This window comes from Paenibacillus aurantiacus, from assembly GCF_042431225.1.
Lineage (GTDB): Bacteria > Bacillota > Bacilli > Paenibacillales > Paenibacillaceae > Paenibacillus_Z > Paenibacillus_Z aurantiacus.
On record NZ_JBHMDO010000034.1, the window covers coordinates 227,895 to 247,798 of the forward strand.

The following is a 19,904-nucleotide window of genomic DNA, read 5'->3' on the forward strand; positions in this document are numbered from 1 at the left end:
ATGACAATGGCAAATGACGGAGCTTCTAAGTCAATTAAATCACTCCTCCAGCTTTCGTCTTAAATAAACCTTCTTCTTTTGATCTATCAAATGTACGGATATAAGATTATCAATTTGGAGATAGAGAAGAAACTCAACTGCTGCTATAATGCTAACAATGAGTAGACCCGTCCAATTGCGATTGACAACCATTTCATGCCCATAACTATAAGTGAAGGATAGTACCAACACCAATAGGATCATTCTTATAACCCAAAGTGAACATATTCGGAAAGTCACACCCGTTTTCCCCACCCTCTAATTCAAACTTTATAGCAAGGCCTGTTAGTACCCTTTGAACCGGTAACCCGCCCCCCATATTGTCTCGACATAAGTGGGTTCAGCCGGGTTCTGCTCGATCTTCTCCCGTATCTTTCGGATATGGACAGTGACAGTCTGTGTGTCCCCTATTGCGTCGATCCCCCAAATCTTATTAAATAAGTGATCCTTACTGAAAACATGGTTGGGATGACTGGCCAGAAAATAAAGTAAATCAAACTCTTTGGTCGTCAAGATAATTTCTTCCTCATGTACAAAAACTTTACGCGTATCTTGATCGATACGCATACCCCGAATTTCGATCTCATTAGGCGTTTCCTTCGCCCCCAGTAAACGTTCATACCTCGACAAGTGCGCTTTCACTCGGGCCACAAGCTCCCCTGGTTTGAATGGTTTCGTTATATAATCATCCGCTCCAATTCCTAAGCCGCGGATAATATCGATATCCTCCGTTTTCGCGGTTACCAGGAGGATCGGGATGTTCATCTTCTCGCGGATCTTCTTGCAGACCTCGAACCCGTTCATTTTGGGCAGCATCAAATCGAGGATAATGAGATCATAGTTCCCGGTAAGCGCGGTTTGAAGCCCCAATTCGCCATCATGTGCCATTTCTACCCTGTAGCCTGCAATCTCTAAGTAATCACGCTGCAGCTCCGCTATACTCAGTTCGTCTTCAATAAGCAGTATCGTCTTCATGGTTCATCTGGCCCTTTCTTATTTATGGGAATAGTGAGCTTGATTGTGGTACCTATTGAGAGATCGCTCAGAGCCTCAATTGACCCCTCGTGGCCTTCCATGATTTGTTTGGCGATAGCAAGGCCAAGTCCGCTTCCACCGGTCTTCGAATTCCGCGACTCATCTGTTCGATAGAAACGCTCAAAAATCGAGGATAACTCACTTTTTTCTATACCTTGCCCATTGTCCGTTATTTCAAGAACGGCGGATTCATTGGCACAGTATGCTGTTAGTTCAATTTTTTTGGCCGTCTTGTCCATATATTTCATGCTATTTTGAATAATGTTGTTCAGAACCCGGTTGAAATGATCGCGATCCATCGATACTTGTACATGCGAATCGATCTGTACATTCGAATGAAACGAGATTCCCACTTTCTCCAGTTCAAACTTCAGGTCCTCTGACCAGTCAAGTATAAATTGCTTGAAGTTAACGGATTCGAACATAAAAGGCAGCCGATTCAGATCGAGCTTGGCGTATAGAAACAATTCATTGATCAAGTAATCCATCTCTTCCGCTTTCTTCGCAATGGTCTTCATGTATTTTATATTTCTCTCAGGCGTGTCAGCGATGCCATCCATAATACCATCCACATAGCCTTTTATCGCTGTGATAGGCGTTTTGAGATCATGTGAAATATTCGATATGAGCTCCTTGCGGTTCTCCTCATATTGCTGCTGCACTTGAATAGATTCACGCAACTTTAACCGCATTTCTTCGAATGCAATACCCAGCTGCCCTATTTCATCTTTACTGCTAACCTCAATACCGTATTCTAAGTTGCCTTCTTTCATTTCGCCGACTGCTCGTCTCAGCGCTACAAGCGGCCGGATAATGTGCTTGGACATGAAGTAGGTTAACAGTACATGGGTTACAATCATGGTCAGAATGAGCGAAACAAATAATATCGGAAAGAACTTCCTTGTATAATAGGTGATTGGATTGATCTTCGTAATAACGAAGACAGAACCAGGCTCTTTGTCCGCAGACAGAAAATCCAATTGTACAAAACTATAAAAGGAATTCCCAAACTTTGTAGAGGGGAATCGATCCCAGATGTCGTGATCGTTGTAGGCAGGTAAGTTACGGATGAGTGCCGGTGCTGCATTTAGGACGTCTGATTGGTAAATTAGCCGATCCTTCAATCGAATAACGAGCGAAGATGCCAACGGTTGGAGATCGGTGTCAATTTCATGAAGATAGGCAGGGTCTTGAATAACTCTTGGCCGCTGTTCAATCGTCCGGTTCAATTCCTTGCTAATATGCTCAATACCTTCATTGTCGAACATATCCTCCGTTGATTCGTAGATCCCCTTCATACTCTGAAGGTCACCGCGGAAATAAATAACCATCATCAGTGAAATCAGTATGATCGACAGGAGTGGAACGATCAGCATAGCTGCATAAGAAAGCAATAATTTCAACCGAATGGACATGTTACGCATTTTCCTCCTTTCTAACTTTTCTTGACGTGATCCGCATTTTATCTTTTGCAATCCCAATTCGTTCTAATCATTTTGCAATTTCACTTAAACCCCTATTAATAGAAGCACATGATGCTTCGTTATTCTTACTCTAAATGAAAGATATGAAAGTAATATCAACGACGGATTAAAATCTTCTTAACAATCTTAAGCTCGGTCCTTCAAATGGAAAGGCACCCCTTAAGGGATGCCCTCCAAATGTGCATCTATTGCTGATCCTTCTGATCCTGCTGCTTTTAGTTCATCAAGCGCATTGTCGATCTCACTAGAAAGATTCGGATCAATAAATTGCGGTGCTGAGCGCTTGGATGTTGAAGCGAAGTATGTGCTGGCTTCTAGTTCTGCTTCGATCAGGAATGCTTGTTCTTCCGCACGTGCGAATCCCTTCGCAATATTCGCCGTTTGGACTGTTATAACGGTTTGATTCATGTCTTTCAGGGAGATTGCGACATTGACCCGTGATGTGAGCAGCAGCCGGCGGTGGTTATATTCTTCGGATTGCACAAGCAGTTGGTCAATTTTCTCCGTTAATGTCTTCGTCTGCTCTTGTATGGTTTCGAACTGTACCTGGTAGGCAGCCAGCTTTTTCTCTTGCATAAGCTTCTCTTGCAGCGCGAGCTTCACTACATGGTCATCACCTTGTTTAACAGCCAGTTTAGCCTAACGGTTTCTTTTTTCGATTGAAGCTTCCGTCTCAGCAATAAGAGCAGCTTGTCTCTTTTCAATGAACAATTGATTCGCTAGTAGCTCCTTTCCCTTCGCTAGCTCTTGATTAAACTCGCGAAGTAATTGATTAACCATGTGGAGTGGCTGTTCGCATTTGTCCAGGAGACCATTTGTTTCTGCCAAAAATAACTGTTTCACACGTTTAAAGATTCCCATTTTAGTTTGTCACTTTTGCGTTGGTTTGATCAGTTTCCCATTTGTCCAAAAATTCGGATGTGGTTGGCATCATAACGGCGGCATGTCCTGCTAACGTCCAGTTTGAACGATTTTTTCTTCTCATGATCCAGTAAATGACTCCCGCCCCCAGAATCGTTCCGCCTATACTTGCGGCCATTGCTGCATCCCAACCATCTTCATGATGACCATGGTGACCGGCTTCGGCTTGGTCTTCACTTTCGAAATAATGGCGGTCCTCCCCATTTGAGCCATGTTCCCCGCTATGTGAAGCATTCTGCTCAGTCACTTTATATGTGTGATCGTATGCCTGCTGCTGCTCACCATGTTCATCATCCATAACCGATACTGCGTACACGCCACATCCGACTACTGCAACGATCACTGCGAGGATAAGTGTTATTTTGAACCATGACTTTCTGATTCTCATCCTTCATCGTCCTTTCATGGATTCGATTATCTCTTTCACGTGTTCCACTTTACTGTTGAAAAGTAAAAGTACAGTAAATAAATTAAAAATGAAGCGAAGATTCCGAATATCGGTGTAGAAAACTAAAACAACCTGATCGTGTGGTACTTGTAGCTGAAAATACATGTTGGGCCGTTACCTAATGTGCTTCCCTCGCATAAAATGAATATGAAGATTGACTTGAGTTTTAGGTGAGTCGAGGGGATATTCATGGGTAACAAGGTTATTAAGATTCGAAACAATGATAAGCAGCAAAAAGATCCAGGCGGTATGTCTGCGGCAAGCGGGAATAACCTTCCGGATATTATACAATTCTTTGGACAGCTGCTTGTAACAACCGGGGATGTTATTACGACTTTTGGTCAAGCTCTTGCATTTGAACAAGCCAAACAAGACCAAATGCAGTCTGATAAGGAAAAACAAGAACAACAACTTCAGCAACAAGAAATGCAGAAGCAAATTGAGGAAATGAAGCAACAAATTAACCAATTGCAAAGACAGCTCAAGAAAAACAGCAACTGATCAATTGGCAAGAACTGCGCAATTCAAACGAAGTCATCCGTCAATGAAAATAGACCACCCAGATGTCTCTTCCGGATGGTCATTCGTGCGAAGAAGTATCAGGCGATCGCAACGGTTCAACGTCCTATTGGCTCGTTGAGCGATTCCGATGTGCGATTAAAGTTTTTCGTTATTCATAATCGAAAGGGAATCGTTAATAGCGGCTTTGGATTTGCTAACGTTAATGCTCCCTGATCGTGCGGCTGCCAGTACAACATCTATCGAGCCGTCAATTCGGGTCCAAGCGGCGCCATTCATTTTTCGAAGCTTAGGCTCATTGATATCCCATTGGTGCTCGAGTTCATCGGCTTTTGTCTTCAATGTGGCAAAATTATCAGCGTTCACCTCATGCAGCATATCTTGTTCAATCTGAATGAAGTCCCCCAATTGTTCTGCAAATGTTGTTTGTTGCGTATCCATTTGCGCAGAAATATGATGATCTAAGCCGATATATCCCCCAACTCCAATTACAAGGAATATCCCCATAACTGCATAGGTCTGACGAATAACTTGTTTCTTGTTCCCACGAACCTGATCGACTGCTGCTAGTTCGTTCTTAACGGATACATCGAGTCTGGTTACGGTCAGAAGTACGATGATCGAAAATATAGCTGCAAGAAAAATCACACTTGTAATTGTTGTCCCAAGACCAAGCGCACCACTGCTTTTCGGTTGAGACAGGTAATCCCCTAACGAGGCCCCAAGCGGACGAGTGAGAATATACACAACCCAAAAGGCTAGTACACTATCCAGCCTGACAAATTTCCACCCCGCGTAAACCAAGACGACAATAAGAATGACCGATAATCCTGTGTTCAAATACCCCAGACCCAGCTGCTCCGAATACAGATCCCCAACTGCTGTACCAAGCGCAAACGTGAATAAAATGGTCAGCCAATAGAAGGCCTCCCTTTTCCGTGTGTAAATCGAATGAATCGAGAGCGTTTTTTCGCTATAGTGCCAAGCCAGGAACGTTAAGCCTAGAAGCACGGCAAAAACAATCGTACTTGCCTCTAACGGTACACCGATATTATCGGTCAAATTATCGGTTACCAGGGTGCCAAACACACTGATCAGCACTACGGTCAGCCAGTATATTCCCGGAGTATATTGGGTTGCTCTGAATTGAAGTAACAACACTCCACAGAAAGCAAGCCCCATTAGCGTGGTTGTCAATGTTAAGCCGAGACCAAGATTGAAATTGAGATAATCAGCGAATGTTTCACCAACCGTCGTACAAAGCACCTTAATGATCCAGAAGAAAATGGTTACTTCCGGAACTTTGCTAAGCCATTGCTTCGAATTATTCTGGTTCATAATTAAAACTCCCCTTTATTGTAGCGCTCCCACTACAATAAAGGAAAATAGTAAACAACCTGTGAACTGATCCTTAAGGATCTCTTAACTCAAGTGGTAATTAACTGACTATTGCCCGTGTTTGCACGTGCTCGATCAAAAAACGCCCTTCTCTAAAACACCGAGAAAGACGCTGGATCTTGCCTATAAATAAAAACTAACCCTTTTGTTGGGATATCACGTTAATTTGATGCGTTAAATCATCGATCTTCTTTTGCATATTTACTAATTTTTTCTCTCGTTGAATATTTACCCGCTGTTCCTCATTCTCATTAATTTCGGCTTCTTCCAAAGCAAGTCCCGCAGCAACCGTAGTAAGGAAGTCGCCAAACGTCAAAATCGCGCCTGCAATAAGAGCGAGCTTCGCGGACAAATTCTCATTATTTGCCATACTTGAATCTTCTTTGAATTGATCATGTATTCTATTCACAAACCCACCTCCTTAAGTTAGACAAACACCTCGATTTGACTTAACCCAACAACAAGTAGGGGCAATGTATATTGGCTTTGCCTAGTTATGCTTCATTGTATGAGTGCAGAGCCCGGTGGTTACACCGCCCATTAAATCCCATAACCGTGCCTGCCTAAGCTGGTGGTTGGCGATCTAACAGCTTGCCCGTTACGGCAGCATCGTAAAGGTGGCACTGGTAGCTGAAAATACATGCTGGGCCGTTACCCACTGTTCCTCTCCCGCATAAAATGAATATGAAGATTGACTGGAGTTTAGTTGAGTCGAGGGGATATTCATGGGTAACAAGGTCATTAAAATTAGAAACAATAACAAGCAGCAAAAAGATACAGGCGGAATGTCTGCGGCAAACGGAAGTAACCTTCCGGATGTCTTACAGTTCTTTGGACAGCTGCTTATAACAACCGGGGATGTTATTACGACTTTTGGTCAAACTCTTGCATTTGAACAAGCTAAGCAAGACCAAATGCAGTCGGATATGGAAAAGCAAGAACAACAACGTCAGCAACAAGAAATGCAGAAGCAAATGGAGGAAATGAAGCAGCAAATTAACCAACTGCAAAAACAGCTCAAGAAAAACGCCAACTGATGAATTCTCCTGAACTTACGGACATGAAGTAACATGAAAGGCACCTCATCTGAGGTGCCTTTCATTGCTATGGCTATTCTTGTTGTTTCAGTTCACTCAGTGCTTGCTCGATCTCACTTGTAAGGTTGGGATCTAGATATTGCGGTGCTGTGCGCTTAGTTGTAGAAGAGAAATGCGTCATGGCCTCTAATTCAGCTTCAATCAAGAGCACCTTTTCTTCCGCGCGTGCGAATCCTTTCGCAATATTTTCGGTTTGGAATGACACCACGGTTTGATTCATGTCCTTCAGGGAGCTTGCGACATTGACCCGTGATGCGAGTAGCAACCGGCGATGGTTATATTCTTCCGACTGCACAAGCAGCTGGTCAATTTTCTCCGTTAATGTTTTCGTCTGTCCCTGTATGGTTTCGAATTGTGCCTGGTAGGCAGTCAGCTTTTTCTCCTGCATAAGCTTCTCTTGCAGCGCCAGCTTCGCAACATGGTCATCCCCCTGTTTAACAGCCAGTTTAGCCTGACGATTTCTTTTTTCGATTGCAGCTTCTGTCTCTTCAATAAGAGCAGCTTGTCTCTTCTCTATAAACAATTGATTTGCCAGTGCCTTCTGTCCCTTCGCTAATTCTTGATTGAACTCGCGAAGATATTGATTAACCATGTGGAGTGGCTGCTCACATTTGTCCAAGAGGCCATTCGTTTCTGCCAGGAAGAATTGTTTCACACGTTTTAAGATTCCCATATTATTTTGTCTCCTTCGAGTTCATTTGATTGGTCTCCCATTGATCTAGGAATTCAGTCGTGGATGGGATGGATACGGCAACATGCCCTGCTGCGTTCGAACGCTTTTTTCTTTTGATGATCCAGTACAAAAATCCAGCTCCGAGAAGAATACCTCCTACGCCTGCGGCTATTCCAGCTTCATCCCATCCTTCTTCATGATGGCCTTCTTCTCCACGATCTCCTTTCTCGTGATGACCGTTCTCTCCGTTGGAAGCATCCTTATTGTGTTCGGAAACAAACTGCTGGGCCGTCTGTTTTGTAGGATCAAACCCTTGTTTTTCGTGCTCATTGTCCATCTCAGACGCTGCATACACGCCGCCTCCAATAACAGCTGCGATCACAGTCAGGACCATGGCTTTCTTGAACCATGACTTCCTCTTTCTCATTCTTCATCTGTCCTTTCTACTTCTGTTTCGTTTAGCTCCTTGATGGGTTTCACTATACGCCCGAAAAGTAAAAGTACAGTAAATGAATAAAAAAAACGCCTTCCTCCAGATGTCAGAGAAAGGACGCCGCCACTTCGTGAATGTCTATAACAAATCATATGGAATCTTAACGATAAAGGTACTTCCCTCATTCAATACACTCTCAACCTCAATAGATCCCTGATGGGCTTCAACAATCCACTTCGCAATCGATAACCCGAGTCCAGCGCTGCCTTCATCACGTGATCGATGCTTCTCGACGCGATAGAACCGGTCAAATATTCTCCCTTGATCCTCCTCTGGAATCCCGATCCCCGTATCCTTGACCATAAGACACCACTGCTTTACGTGAGGCACAATTGTAATTTCGACCGTCCCGTTGTCGGGTGTGAACTTGATTGCATTATCCAACAGGATGTACACGAGCTGCTTAATCCGCTCCATATCTCCAACAACCTCGAGTTCCTCGGGCATTTGAACGCTGATGTTTATTTTTCTATTCTGCGCGACAGCTTCAATGGCGATTAACCATTGACCGATCTTCGAAACCAAATCAAATGGTAGCATATCAAATTGGACGGTTCCCGAATCAGATCGAGCGAGCAGAAGTAAATGTTGAACCATCCGGCTCATCCGTCCCACTTCTTCCCTCATATCCGACATCACTTCCTTCGTATAGGAAGTGAAATCTTCTCCATTCTCGATTTCGATCACATCCAAAGAGGTATTCATGATACTTAACGGCGTGCGAAGCTCATGTGAAGCGTCGGCTAGAAACTGCTGCTGCTGCCGATACGATTGTTGGATCGGAATCATGGCTTTCTTGGACATGGAGTAACTTAACCAAATCGAAGCGATAAGAAATAATGCAAGAATGCAAAGAAGGATAACAAGAAGATCTTGATATACATCTAAATAAAAGGTTACATCTTTGGCCGCATAGATCGTGGCTTCCTTCCCGTCTTGCGTTACATATGGGCGTGCCCCTATATACAGCAACCTGTCCCTCTCCATCGTTCTCTTCCATTCATGATGGCTATGGGGTACATCAAGCCAGACCAGCCGATAAGATTCCCGATTCGGATGCCATGCCTCAATCTTTTCCAGATTCAAGTCAGCATTTTGAGGAATAGCCTCGCTCCTTGATAGGACGTTTCCTTGATGGTCAACAATATAATAAAAATAAAGATCCTCCACCGAAGTGCCTGTTAAATCGGGAATCTCAACGCTCCCATTGTCTGATGCGTATATGGTGGAATGCAGCGTTTGTCGTTGTTCCCGATAAGCCATTCCTACAAAAAATACGGAAACAATTAGAGAGAATATGACCAGGAAGAGGATGATCAGCCATGTGTATGTGACCGTTAATTTTCGTCGTGTCTTAACGAACAAATCTCCCTGTTTCACGCGCTCACGCGTCAAAACGATAGCCCACCCCCCTAACGCTCTGGATAATCGGCCCTCCTTGCCATGCTTCCAATTTGTCACGGAGCATTTTAACCGTAACATCCACGTTCTTATAGGATACTTCACTTCCAACCCCCCAAACACGATCCAAGATGACTTCCCTAGTCAGCACATTGCCGATGTTCTGAAGAAGTAAGTCGAGCAGCTGATATTCTCGTTGACTGAGGAGAACTTCTTCCTCCCCTCTCATCAATTTTCGTGATGTCCGATTGAACGTAAACTCCCTAAATGCGAGGGTTTCGGAATGGATGGGGGCAAAGTTACGCCTCGTCAGCGAACGTAGACGTGCAAGTAATTCCTCCATCTCAAATGGCTTCGTTAGATAGTCATCAGCACCTGCATCCAAGCCGAGTATTTTATCTTGTAACGTATCTTTTGCGGTTAACAAAAGAATCGCCTGGGCATAATCCATGGCTCGCAAGCTCTTGCATACTTCAATTCCATCCTTGATTGGCATCATCCAGTCCAAAATCAACACATCATAGGCTGTGCTTTGAGCATAATCAAACGCATCTTGGCCATTTTCTACCCATTCTACGTGGAACCCGCCTCTCTTCTCCAGTACGTATTTCATTAATTTGCCCAGTTTCTTATCATCTTCAGCAAGAAGGATGTTCACCTTATATTTCACCGCCGATTGTTTAATACGGTTAGGATACCACAACTAATTAAAAATACAGTAAATGTATCACTTTCAGTCAAAAGTCCGTGGATGAACGCAAGATTGCGTCTTCTTATGAAAAACCCTTCCACTGATGTGAAAGGGTTTGGTTACACTTTATTGCGTTTTGATCGAAGCACGCGAGGAACAAGGCTGCGCGACCAAGACTGCTCAACTCTGACTGTCTGCAGCAAGGTGCGGTATTTGTCCAATACTTTAAAGACGAACACCGGACTGGCATACTATATACAGGGATCATAACGCGCCGAGAGTCCGATAATAAGCCGGGAATAAGAAGGGATACCGACTGATAAGAAGAGGGAGAAGAACGGCACGAACGGCGTTGCTATGTCCAACTGCGTCGATAACACATGAACAGCCGGTCTTGCATGATTTGCAGGGAATATAATATTCTGATTAAAAAAATGGCTAGAAGCCATAGAAGCGGGTATTGACCACCCAGCTTCTTTTTCACTCGACATCACCCTCTTCATCCGGTCTTGTGAAGAATCGTCCGTTTCATCGCGCATGATTAGCTGCCTTGAGGTTATTGCCTGAGCCCATCTTGTGCGAAACCGTTAGGTTGAACCGTATCTGCCTTTTTGCGTTTCACGACATATTGAATAAGGATACAGACAATCAGGATGCTGAGCAGAATCGCAGAAGCAATTTCCGTCCCATTCTGCAAGCCTAATCCTCCCTTTTCATGAGGTTTGATCAAGTAATCTCCGAATGTCGCTCCGAAAGGACGGGTCAGTACAAAGGCTAACCAGAACAGGACGACGCGGCTGATTTTCGTAAACCAATACGCGAGTAGGACGAGTACAATGAGTCCTCCCGTTAGCAGCGCACCTTGAGCAATCGTAAGACCGAGCCCCTGCTCCAGGAAGCTGCCGCCGCCAGCCAGCTTGCCAACGCCTTCCGAATCATGAGAAAGGAAATCACCCGCTGCCGTCCCAAGCGTGTTGGACACCAGGATCGCGACCCAATATAGAACCTCGACCCGTTTCGTTGCAATATGCTTCACATCTAAGGATGGCTCTGTAAAATACCAAAATAAGAAGATCAGCGCCAACAGACCGACTAACAATGCCGCCCCTTTCATATAGCCCAGCCCCAAGGAACGGTCCATATAATCAGAGAACGCTGTCCCGGCAAGGCTGGTTGATGTGATAACCATCCAATATACCGGGGGTACGTACGTTTTAACAAATAGCTGAACCGCCAAGAACACGACGAAGATCCCGATAAAAAATAAAAATGGTGTTAAGTAATTATCCTCGGAGCCCGGTACCGTGATTAAATCTGAGCCGGTTTCGCCAAGTGTTGTCGCGGTAATCTTCATGATCCAGAATAACAAGGTCAATTGCGGTATTTTGTCTACGGATGATTGGGCGATCTTCTTCAAATCTGCCATTTCGATTAGTCCCCTTTCGCTTCAGGTTGATCTTCATGAATCATAAGGAACAGATATAAAAACCTTGTGAACCAATTCTTAAGGATTTCTTATTTCGTATATTCGACTGTACGCATAACAAAAAAAGCCGCAGTTGAGCGGCTTTTTAAGCTTGTATGTTCGTTTACTGTTTATTTGCCCGTTCATAGCTGCGGATTTTCCGGAAGATCCTGCGATCCGGATGCTTGAGGAAAATATAGGGGTCCGGGTTCGTATTCACTTCAAGAATCCATGGTTTCAAGCCGGCCTCCATTGCAATATCAAGCCCGATCTTATAGACTTGCGGGAATGATTGGCGCATCGCTTGGCCGGTGATTACGCCGAGCTTCGCAAGTGATTGCAGCTTCTCCTGAACCTGTTGGGTATGCGGTGCGAGGAGACGCTCAGCTGTCACGACCTCCCCTCCATTGTGGTAATTGGTTACAATCTTCCCCTTCGCTGCGATCCGTCCAATAATACCGGTTGTTTCCCACTGCTTCTTCGGCGAAAGCTGAACCATGACCCGCAGGTCAAACGGCCTCCCGTTAAAGGGAAGAAGATGGATTCCGCGCTGGACCAAATACCGCTTCTGTTTCGTGTCCTTCAGGATGGCTGCATACATCGGGCCAATTGCGGAATAGTTCTTTATTTTCCGGCCGAGCTGGTATCTGTAGGTTGACTTCACCTTATCAACCCGCATCACGCCACTGCCAAAGGAGCCATGTACTGGCTTGATATAGACCATCCCATATCGGTTCAGTAGTCTGCCCAAACTCTCCTTGGTCATAAGAACGGTCTCTGGAATGCTGCGAGCCACACGCACATCCTTCTGAATGGCGATGGTCTTCTTCCATTTGCTTCCGATAAACTTAGACATTAGCCCTTCCTCCTCTTTCCATGACCCTAATACCTCTGGTGCAGTGATGAGCTAAGTTATGGTATTCAATGACAAGGAGCAAATTGCTAGACTGCTATACATGTGGGCAGGAATTGACTATCGTAATGAACGAATACACAACAAACACCCTTCTCGAGAACGCCGAGTAAGGGTGTTGCAATTGTTTAAAACGGTTTGACGACCATAAGCACCAGTGTGGCAATCATTAGCAGCTGTGCCGACGTTTCGATGGGTGTGATCCTTTTTAACAGCAATCCGAACTCGACGGGTATTTCATTACCGCGGTCTTGACTTTCGGATATAACCTTAACGGTTTTTTTTATACGCGGCTCGATCCATCCGTCGATCATGACGACTATGAGCAGTGATAACAAGATGGATACATTCAGCCATATTTGGGATAAACCCATCTTGGTTAGGAGCATAAGCCATACCCCGGTTACTATAAGGACGGTTCCATCAATTTTGAGTAGGATGGCAAGCTTGGCCGTGATACCCAAAGCAAATTGCAGCTGGCCGATGGTTCTAGCGGATCTTCGAATGAAAGGCGCCGCGAAAGCGGAACCGATAATGGCGATCGCAGCCATGATATGAAAGACGAGCAGTAATCCAAACACCCCATTATCCCCCTTCTCCTAAACGCACCGGACTATTGCTTGGATATGCTAGCCCGACCCTTTTTCTTTTGAACGCTCCCCCAAGCTCAAGATGGTCCAACATACATCTTGCGACATCGTCATAAGCCACATTCAATTCTTGAAGTCGGCTGAACAAGTGACCGGCTATCTGTACCTCGGAATACGTCTTGATCGTCTCCGGAATCGGAACTGGCAAGATTTCGGTTGTTACATGCAGCTGAACCGGGTCGGGATGCTCGCTCGACTCCGTCATGGTTCCCGGACACATAATGGACCAATCGAGCTCAGACTGCCGCAGCCTTTCGAAATTCCGGTTGTGATTTTGATACTCCGGTGGAAAGCCGGGTAAATTGTTGCCGATCAGATCTGTGTATGGGATATCCAACAGACCCGCGCCTCCCATGATCCATACACGCCCAGCGAAACTAGATTGGGATTCACATTGGCTTATAATATGATCGACGAGACGAACGAACTCTTCTCCCTGGCCCGCGTGGCCAGCTGCAATAATAGCGGCGTCTTGATGCGCGAGCGCCTCGCCGACGCTCACCGGATCCATCATATCGCCCACGATCACTTTCACCCGCATGGCGGAATGCTTGCCGAGTTGATCATAGAGCTTCTCCGAATTTCGCACGAATGCGGTCATTTCATGCCCCATTTGAATCCCTTGTGCCAATACTCTTTTCCCTGTATTCCCCGTAGCTCCAAAAACAACCATTTTCATTTTTCGTTCCTCCTCTTTTATGGGCCCAATATTTGGTTAGATCAAGCTTAGCATCGCATCAAGCTGCTGTTAAGAACCCACTTTAAAGTAGGGGGCTTACTTAAAAGTAAGCATGACAAAACAAAAGCTGCCCGCAATCCCGTGGCAGCTTTTGTTCTTATTCGATCGTATTCGTGTTCGACGTTCATTGAGTCCGCTTCATGACGCAGACTCTTCATATTTCCGCTTATTATGATTTTCTCCCCACGCACACATGACTTTTGCTACAGGAATCAAGGTGCTGCCGTATTCACTAAGCGAATATTCCACTTTTGGCGGGACAGTCGGGTAGACCGTTCGATCGATGATGCCTTCCCTTTCCAAATCCCGGAGATGTTGTGCAAGCATTTTTTGTGACGCATCAGGGATAAGTTTTTCCAGATCGTTGAATCTCTTCTTGGATTCCATCAAATGCCATAAGATCAAGGGCTTCCATTTGCCGCTTAGCACATGAATGAGCGTCTCAACTGGGCATTCAAGCTGATGAATCATAAATCAATCATCCCCTTACGTGGAAGGAAGTGCATTGCCTAAAATTAACATATTACGATAGCCCCAAGATCAAGTCAATCGTTAGGTTTTTTTGGCACGTCGTAGTCTACTTGAGCTTTGGACCTTGTGCAGCTTGTCATTGCAAAGAATAAACAAACCGCGTGTTACAAAACATAGTCAGTAAATGGATGGAAGAAGGGAACTTGCAGATGTCGTTCACCAAACTAATCGAAAAAATCCCGTTGTTTCATGATGAGCAGAGCGGCACGGATCAGAAGCTAACATCGGCTGAACAAGGTAAGCTTTGGGCGACGTATGTCGGAAATACGATGTCCATCTGCGTTCTGAGCCACATGGTGAAACATGCGGAAGACCCCGATATTAAGGACGTCGTGAAGCATGCGCTGGGTCTTTCCAAACAGTTCGCGGCATTCATTAGAGACGTCTATACGAAAGAAAATTATCCGATTCCAAAAGGGTTCACGGATGAGGACGTCAACATGGACGCCCCTCCGCTGTTCGCCGACGAGTTCTACTTGCATTATTTGAAATACCTTGGGAAAGCGGGTCTTGGCGTATATGCGATTGCCGTCCCGCTCGTAACGCGATCCGATATCCGCGCCTTCTTTACGGAATGCGCCCACTTAACCGTCGAGTTAATGAATACGGTCAATATTATGTTAATCAAGAAAGGCCTTCTGACGAAGCCAGCCTTTATCCCGTATCCGACCGAGATCGATTTCATTAAGAAGCAGGGCTATCTGAACGGCTTCTTCGGCGACATCCGGCCGCTTCAGGCACTGGAGATTACGCATCTTTATGACAATACCGAAAATAACGCGACCAGCAAAGCCGTGCTGCTCGCATTCAGCCAAGCCGCGCAATTAAAGGAGGTCCGGGACTATTTTCTCCGAGGAATCGGAATCGCGTCCAAGCACTATAACGTATTCACGAAGATTCTCCAAGAGGATTTCTTGTCCGCGCCGCCGGCGCTCGATCCGCTCGTTCTGAATACGACGCAAGCGCCGTTCTCGGATAAATTGATGATGTTCCACAAGATGGATATGTTTACGGTGAGAATCAGAGCTTATGGCAATGCCTTATCGATGAGCGCCAGGCATGACGTGGCCGCCAAGTATGGGCGGTTCATGCTTGAGGTCGGCAACTACGTAGAGGATGGCGCCAACGTTATGATTGAACACGGTTGGCTGGAACAGCCGCCCCAAGCCGCGGACCGGGAAGCTTTGGCCAAGTCGTAAACAGCCGGGCCAGCCGCTGCATGCTAGCGGCAATCGGACCCGCTACAGGGCATGCTCGGCCAGAAGTATTAGGCATACTGCAAATGAAATAAGTTCTTGTCCTACCTTGGACAAGAACTTATTTCGTGTAAATAAAAAAGCCGCAGCTGCGCGACCTTTAAACTTAAATGAAGGCGACCGGTCTCCTTCGTTCATCAGGATACGGCCGCCTTCCTCACAATCCGATTATTCGGCGTACGGGTTGAACTCGTTCGCGTAGTTCTCCTGCCTACAAGAAATGGTGTTGGCGCGATTACAAATGAGCCGACTGCACTTGCTTGCGGTCCGGATGGACGGGCACGGACAAACCCAGATTCCCGCGCAGCGTATCGCTCTCGTATTCCGTCCGGAAGAGGCCCCGACGCTGCAATTCGGGAATGACGAGCTCGACAACGTCTCGAAGTCCCTCCGGGAACGTCGGCGGCATGATGTTGAAGCCGTCCGCAGCATCATTCAGGAACCACTCCTCCAGCTGATCGGCGATCTGCGCCGGCGTGCCGACGATCTCGCGGTGTCCGCGCGCCCCTGCGATTTGCTCATAAACTTCGCGAATCGTCTTTAGCCCCTCGCGCTCCGCCAGCGCCCGGATCAGGTTCGACCGAATTTGCGGGTTCGTCTTGTCTTCCGTCTCCGCGAACGCCGGTAACGGCGCATCGACATCATAGCCTCTTAGATCCGTGCCGACGAAGTTCGATAAGTACTCCAGGCCGACCTCGGGCAGAATGTAGCTGTTTAGCTCCTTTCGCTTGGCGATCGCTTCCGCTTCCGTTCTTGCCACGGTGATGAAGACGCCAGGCATAATCTTCAGATCATCCGGCTTGCGGCCGTACTTCGCGAGGCGCCCCTTCACGTCCCGATAGAAGGTCTGGGCTTCCTCCAACGTCTGCCAAGCGGTGAAGATGACTTCCGCCGTCTTCGCCGCCAGCTCCTTCCCCGGCTCCGAAGAACCTGCTTGCACGATGACGGGATGTCCCTGCGGCGTCGAAGGCGCATCCAAGAGACCCTGTACCTTGAACCACTCTCCCGCGTGGTCCAACGGGTGCAGCTTCTCGACGTCCAGAATCTTGCCCTTCTCCTTATCAAGGACAAGCGCCTCACGTTCGACCGATAGCCATAGCTTCTTGACGACTTCGACGAATTCCTCGGCTCGCTCATAGCGGCGCGCGTGCTCGAGGTGCTTCGACTTGCCGAACAGCTGCGATTCCTTATCGTTGGCGGAGGTCACCACGTTCCATGCTGCCCGTCCGCCGGACAAATGATCGATCGCCGCGAACTTGCGCGCGACTTGGTAAGGCTCGTTGTACGTCGTCGTCAATGTCGCCGTCAGCCCGATGTGGCGCGTAACGGATGCGATCGCCGATAGAATGATCAGCGGATCCAGTTTGATGGCAGAAGCAGACTGATTGCCCGAAGGTCGTAGCCCAAGCACGTCGGCGAAGAAGATCATATCGAATTTGCCACGCTCGGCGAGCTGCGCGAGCTCCTGCAGGTAAGCCAGGTCCAAGGTGCGGTCGGCCGCAGTCAGCGGATGCCTCCAGCTGGCCACGTGATGTCCCGGCAGGTTAAAGAAGGCGCCGAGCTTCATTTGTTTGTTTGCCATCGATACCACTCCTCGTTTCTAAATTGCGCATACATCCGGACCACCCGGCATCGTTGAACGAAGAAAGCTCAGCGACAATGACGTCGTAACGTCAATTGTCCGCTGAGCTTCCGGTTGATCGGTCAGCCAATGGTTAAATACCCACTATACCAATGGGAATATATTATCATGTTTAATGGAAATGTCAATGTTTTCTGGATGTCAAAAGCGGAACAAAAAAAGCCGCAGCTACGCGACTTTTGAGCAACAATGATCTTGTCACTGAAATTGTTCCAGGTTACTTTTCAGCCTTCGCGGCATCTGCTTTTGTATGATGGATGGTACCGAACGGGTGCGCGGGAGGTGCATAGATGACGGACACTTTGAGGGGCGTATGACCCGTGTTCGTGACATTGTGCCACGTGCCAGCCGGTACAATGATGGCATAGTCCTTGCTGGCCATGGCCTGGAAATCGAGCCGGTCCTTACTGTCTCCCATTTGGACAAGTCCCTGACCTTCTTCAATACGTATATATTGATCGGTTGTAGGATGAACCTCCAACCCGATATCGTCCCCGACATTTATACTCATGACGGTCATTTGAAAGTGTTTACCTGTCCATAACGTGGTCCGATAATTGTTATTTTGCTTAGCGGCTTGCTCTAAATTAATGACTAATGGTCTCAATCCGTAATCCTTCAATTCAAGATTGCGGTTGTGCAAATACCAATTTGCGTTGTTCCAATCGTAATACTGATGCCAGTAGTTATTCCAGCTGTACCGATAATCATAAGAATTCGAACCTGGGTACATCTTCATTCTCCCTTCAAGTTGTCAGCTTACCTCCATCCTATGCAGCAGCCCAATAAAGGATTGAAAAATAGGCAATCACCTAACTGGTGTGCCCATTCTTCTCAGGATTGCCGCTGCTTGTATGGCTGGATCAAGCGGGATGCTTGAGAAAAATATACTTCGTTCTCCATTCGGGTATTTCCTTTTATATTTCACTAGTGTTATATTACATATGTGAAATACTTCGTGGAGGAGACTTTTGGATGCATCCCATTTCGAACGTCGAATTTATACTGCTTCAATTGGTCGCGGAATGCCGGCATGCTTCGGGGTACGATTTGATGAAGCTGGTCGAACAACGTGGTTATCGGGGATGGGCGAATATCGGCACGACTTCCATTTATGCAGGACTGAAGAAATTAAGCAACAAAGGATGGATCGTCTCCAGTGAATCCGACAGAAAATCCGGTAAGGGACCTGCTTCAACCCCGTTCGCCCTAACCGATACCGGTCAGATCAGACTGAAGCATGAGATTGTTGACAGTCTGTCTTCAACAAGGGAGCGTGACATCCGCTTCGATCTTGGCCTGGCCGCGTTGCCTCTAATCGAGAAAGACGAGGCCGTCGCTGCTTTACAGGCAAGGTTGGATTTTCTTAGCACGGCTTCAACGGAAGTACGGATGAAGTATGAATCGCAAGGCGTTCAATTACCGCTGCATGTAAGGGCGCTGTTCCTGCATCCGCTCTTCCTAATCGAAAGTGAACGTACGTTTGTTTCCAATCTTATTAACGAATTATTGGGGGAGTGAGAGGAATATGGGAAGTATAATGGACGGTTTCATCCCTTACCAAGGTGAACATTGTGAGACAACCGCCATAGGCAATTTACTGCAAGTTGAAGGCGTCCGTCTTTCGGAACCGATGCTGTTCGGATTGGGGCAAGGACTTGGATTCATTTATTGGGACTCGAAAGGATTGGATTTTCCTTTCATCGGCGGAAGGGTCAAACCCGATCAATTGACAGCCAACCTTGCAAGCAGACTGGGGCTGACCTTCAACATTCAAGAAACGTCGTCGGTCGACAAAGCCTGGCATAACGTGCGGCACTGCCTCGACCGCGGCATACCGGTCGGATTGAAATTGGATTCCTATTACTTGGACTATTTCACCAACAAGGTTCACTTTGCCGGTCACTATGCGGTCGTATACGGCTATAATGACGAATATGCCTACATGGCCGACACTAACCAGCAGGGCGGTCTGGTCGAGACGCGCTTAACAAGCCTGAGTTCGGCCAGAAATGCTAAGGGCCCTATGAGTTCGCGGAACCGTTCTTTCACGCTCGAACGGATCGACGCCTTACCCCCGCTTGTTCCAGCCTTGCGAGCTGCCTTGACCAACAATGCACGAGACTATTTGAACCCGCCAATCCGCAATATCGGGAATAAAGGCATCGTCAAGATGAGCAGCGAAATCCTGAAATGGCCCTCCCGCATCCACAATTTCGAACATGATCTATGCCTGATCGCCTTGCTGATGGAACGGGCGGGAACCGGCGGAGCGTTGTTTCGGAATTTGTACCGGGATTTCTTGAATGAATGCCTCGAGCAGCTGGGTGACCCGAAAATCGAACGAGCCTGCCGTTTGTTTACGGAAATCGCTCCATTATGGGTTGATGTCTCTGCTTCAATCGACCGTGCGGGCAGAACAGGCAGCCTCGAGGAGCTGCAGCACGCATCAAAGCTGCTGCTCGAGATTGCGGAGCAAGAACGCACGGCCATGGAATTGTTGTTATAG

General features: G+C 46.8%; 23 protein-coding genes. 5 read left to right on the forward strand and 18 right to left on the reverse strand.

What is annotated here, in order from left to right; all coding sequences use genetic code 11:
- Positions 1 to 324 precede the first annotated feature (324 nt).
- The 5 genes from ACFFSY_RS22480 to ACFFSY_RS22500 form a co-directional block, all read right to left on the reverse strand.
- Entirely contained in the window at positions 325 to 1,014 is a 690-nt protein-coding gene (locus tag ACFFSY_RS22480) for a response regulator transcription factor (protein ID WP_377498275.1), read from the reverse strand.
- Positions 1,011 to 2,489, reverse strand: coding sequence for a sensor histidine kinase (locus ACFFSY_RS22485; protein WP_377498277.1), 1,479 nt, complete (start codon positions 2,487 to 2,489; stop codon positions 1,011 to 1,013). The genes ACFFSY_RS22480 and ACFFSY_RS22485 overlap by 4 nt, the downstream gene beginning before the upstream one ends.
- Before the next feature lie 228 nt (positions 2,490 to 2,717).
- Entirely contained in the window at positions 2,718 to 3,161 is a 444-nt protein-coding gene (locus ACFFSY_RS22490; protein WP_377498279.1) for a PspA/IM30 family protein, read from the reverse strand.
- A 36-nt stretch (positions 3,162 to 3,197) separates the two neighbouring features.
- Entirely contained in the window at positions 3,198 to 3,419 is a 222-nt protein-coding gene (locus ACFFSY_RS22495) for a PspA/IM30 family protein (RefSeq protein ID WP_377498281.1), read from the reverse strand.
- 1 nt (position 3,420) lies between these two features.
- Positions 3,421 to 3,867: a hypothetical protein gene (locus ACFFSY_RS22500; RefSeq protein WP_377498283.1), complete on the reverse strand. Its 447-nt coding sequence runs from the start codon at positions 3,865 to 3,867 to the stop codon at positions 3,421 to 3,423.
- A 249-nt stretch (positions 3,868 to 4,116) separates the two neighbouring features.
- On the opposite strand from ACFFSY_RS22500, the gene ACFFSY_RS22505 reads away from it, so the two are divergent.
- Positions 4,117 to 4,428, forward strand: coding sequence for a hypothetical protein (locus tag ACFFSY_RS22505; RefSeq protein ID WP_377498285.1), 312 nt, complete (start codon positions 4,117 to 4,119; stop codon positions 4,426 to 4,428).
- A gap of 156 nt (positions 4,429 to 4,584) precedes the next feature.
- Here the strand turns inward: ACFFSY_RS22505 and ACFFSY_RS22510 are convergent, their stop codons facing one another.
- Both ACFFSY_RS22510 and ACFFSY_RS22515 read right to left on the reverse strand, forming a co-directional pair.
- Positions 4,585 to 5,784 (reverse strand): COG4705 family protein, encoded by a 1,200-nt coding sequence (locus tag ACFFSY_RS22510; RefSeq protein WP_377498287.1) that lies wholly within the window; start codon positions 5,782 to 5,784, stop codon positions 4,585 to 4,587.
- 196 nt (positions 5,785 to 5,980) lie between these two features.
- Positions 5,981 to 6,253, reverse strand: a complete 273-nt coding sequence (locus tag ACFFSY_RS22515) for a hypothetical protein (RefSeq protein ID WP_377498289.1) — start codon at positions 6,251 to 6,253, stop codon at positions 5,981 to 5,983.
- 316 nt (positions 6,254 to 6,569) lie between these two features.
- On the opposite strand from ACFFSY_RS22515, the gene ACFFSY_RS22520 reads away from it, so the two are divergent.
- Positions 6,570 to 6,881, forward strand: coding sequence for a hypothetical protein (locus ACFFSY_RS22520; protein ID WP_377498291.1), 312 nt, complete (start codon positions 6,570 to 6,572; stop codon positions 6,879 to 6,881).
- 73 nt (positions 6,882 to 6,954) lie between these two features.
- Here ACFFSY_RS22520 and ACFFSY_RS22525 read toward each other — a convergent pair whose 3' ends face one another.
- The 9 genes from ACFFSY_RS22525 to ACFFSY_RS22565 all read right to left on the reverse strand — a co-directional run bounded on the left by ACFFSY_RS22525 (position 6,955) and on the right by ACFFSY_RS22565 (position 14,437).
- Positions 6,955 to 7,614: a PspA/IM30 family protein gene (locus ACFFSY_RS22525; protein WP_377498293.1), complete on the reverse strand. Its 660-nt coding sequence runs from the start codon at positions 7,612 to 7,614 to the stop codon at positions 6,955 to 6,957.
- A 1-nt stretch (position 7,615) separates the two neighbouring features.
- On the reverse strand, positions 7,616 to 8,041 hold the full coding sequence (locus ACFFSY_RS22530; protein WP_377498295.1) for a hypothetical protein: 426 nt from the start codon (positions 8,039 to 8,041) through the stop codon (positions 7,616 to 7,618).
- A 144-nt stretch (positions 8,042 to 8,185) separates the two neighbouring features.
- On the reverse strand, positions 8,186 to 9,502 hold the full coding sequence (locus ACFFSY_RS22535) for a sensor histidine kinase (RefSeq protein WP_377498297.1): 1,317 nt from the start codon (positions 9,500 to 9,502) through the stop codon (positions 8,186 to 8,188).
- Entirely contained in the window at positions 9,492 to 10,166 is a 675-nt protein-coding gene (locus ACFFSY_RS22540; protein ID WP_377498299.1) for a response regulator transcription factor, read from the reverse strand. The genes ACFFSY_RS22535 and ACFFSY_RS22540 overlap by 11 nt, the downstream gene beginning before the upstream one ends.
- 589 nt (positions 10,167 to 10,755) lie before the next feature.
- Complete coding sequence (locus tag ACFFSY_RS22545) at positions 10,756 to 11,625, reverse strand: COG4705 family protein (RefSeq protein WP_377498301.1); 870 nt, start codon at positions 11,623 to 11,625, stop codon at positions 10,756 to 10,758.
- Between the two features lie 163 nt (positions 11,626 to 11,788).
- Positions 11,789 to 12,520 carry a YheC/YheD family protein gene (locus tag ACFFSY_RS22550; protein ID WP_377498303.1) on the reverse strand — a complete coding sequence of 244 codons (732 nt, stop codon included), beginning with the start codon at positions 12,518 to 12,520 and terminating at the stop codon, positions 11,789 to 11,791.
- Between the two features lie 185 nt (positions 12,521 to 12,705).
- Positions 12,706 to 13,158 carry a DUF2269 family protein gene (locus ACFFSY_RS22555; protein ID WP_377498305.1) on the reverse strand — a complete coding sequence of 151 codons (453 nt, stop codon included), beginning with the start codon at positions 13,156 to 13,158 and terminating at the stop codon, positions 12,706 to 12,708.
- Between the two features lie 4 nt (positions 13,159 to 13,162).
- A complete protein-coding gene (locus ACFFSY_RS22560; protein WP_377498307.1) occupies positions 13,163 to 13,906 on the reverse strand; it encodes an NAD(P)-dependent oxidoreductase in 744 nt (247 codons plus the stop codon).
- A 198-nt stretch (positions 13,907 to 14,104) separates the two neighbouring features.
- Positions 14,105 to 14,437: a winged helix-turn-helix transcriptional regulator gene (locus ACFFSY_RS22565; protein ID WP_377498309.1), complete on the reverse strand. Its 333-nt coding sequence runs from the start codon at positions 14,435 to 14,437 to the stop codon at positions 14,105 to 14,107.
- A gap of 209 nt (positions 14,438 to 14,646) precedes the next feature.
- On the opposite strand from ACFFSY_RS22565, the gene ACFFSY_RS22570 reads away from it, so the two are divergent.
- Positions 14,647 to 15,696: a DUF3231 family protein gene (locus ACFFSY_RS22570; protein ID WP_377498310.1), complete on the forward strand. Its 1,050-nt coding sequence runs from the start codon at positions 14,647 to 14,649 to the stop codon at positions 15,694 to 15,696.
- A 292-nt stretch (positions 15,697 to 15,988) separates the two neighbouring features.
- Here the strand turns inward: ACFFSY_RS22570 and ACFFSY_RS22575 are convergent, their stop codons facing one another.
- Complete coding sequence (locus ACFFSY_RS22575; RefSeq protein WP_377498312.1) at positions 15,989 to 17,335, reverse strand: LLM class flavin-dependent oxidoreductase; 1,347 nt, start codon at positions 17,333 to 17,335, stop codon at positions 15,989 to 15,991.
- A 277-nt stretch (positions 17,336 to 17,612) separates the two neighbouring features.
- Positions 17,613 to 18,128 carry a cupin domain-containing protein gene (locus tag ACFFSY_RS22580; protein WP_377498314.1) on the reverse strand — a complete coding sequence of 172 codons (516 nt, stop codon included), beginning with the start codon at positions 18,126 to 18,128 and terminating at the stop codon, positions 17,613 to 17,615.
- 242 nt (positions 18,129 to 18,370) lie between these two features.
- Between ACFFSY_RS22580 and ACFFSY_RS22585 the strand changes: the two genes are divergently transcribed.
- Both ACFFSY_RS22585 and ACFFSY_RS22590 read left to right on the forward strand, forming a co-directional pair.
- Entirely contained in the window at positions 18,371 to 18,916 is a 546-nt protein-coding gene (locus tag ACFFSY_RS22585; protein WP_377498316.1) for a PadR family transcriptional regulator, read from the forward strand.
- Between the two features lie 19 nt (positions 18,917 to 18,935).
- Positions 18,936 to 19,904 carry a BtrH N-terminal domain-containing protein gene (locus ACFFSY_RS22590; RefSeq protein ID WP_377498318.1) on the forward strand — a complete coding sequence of 323 codons (969 nt, stop codon included), beginning with the start codon at positions 18,936 to 18,938 and terminating at the stop codon, positions 19,902 to 19,904.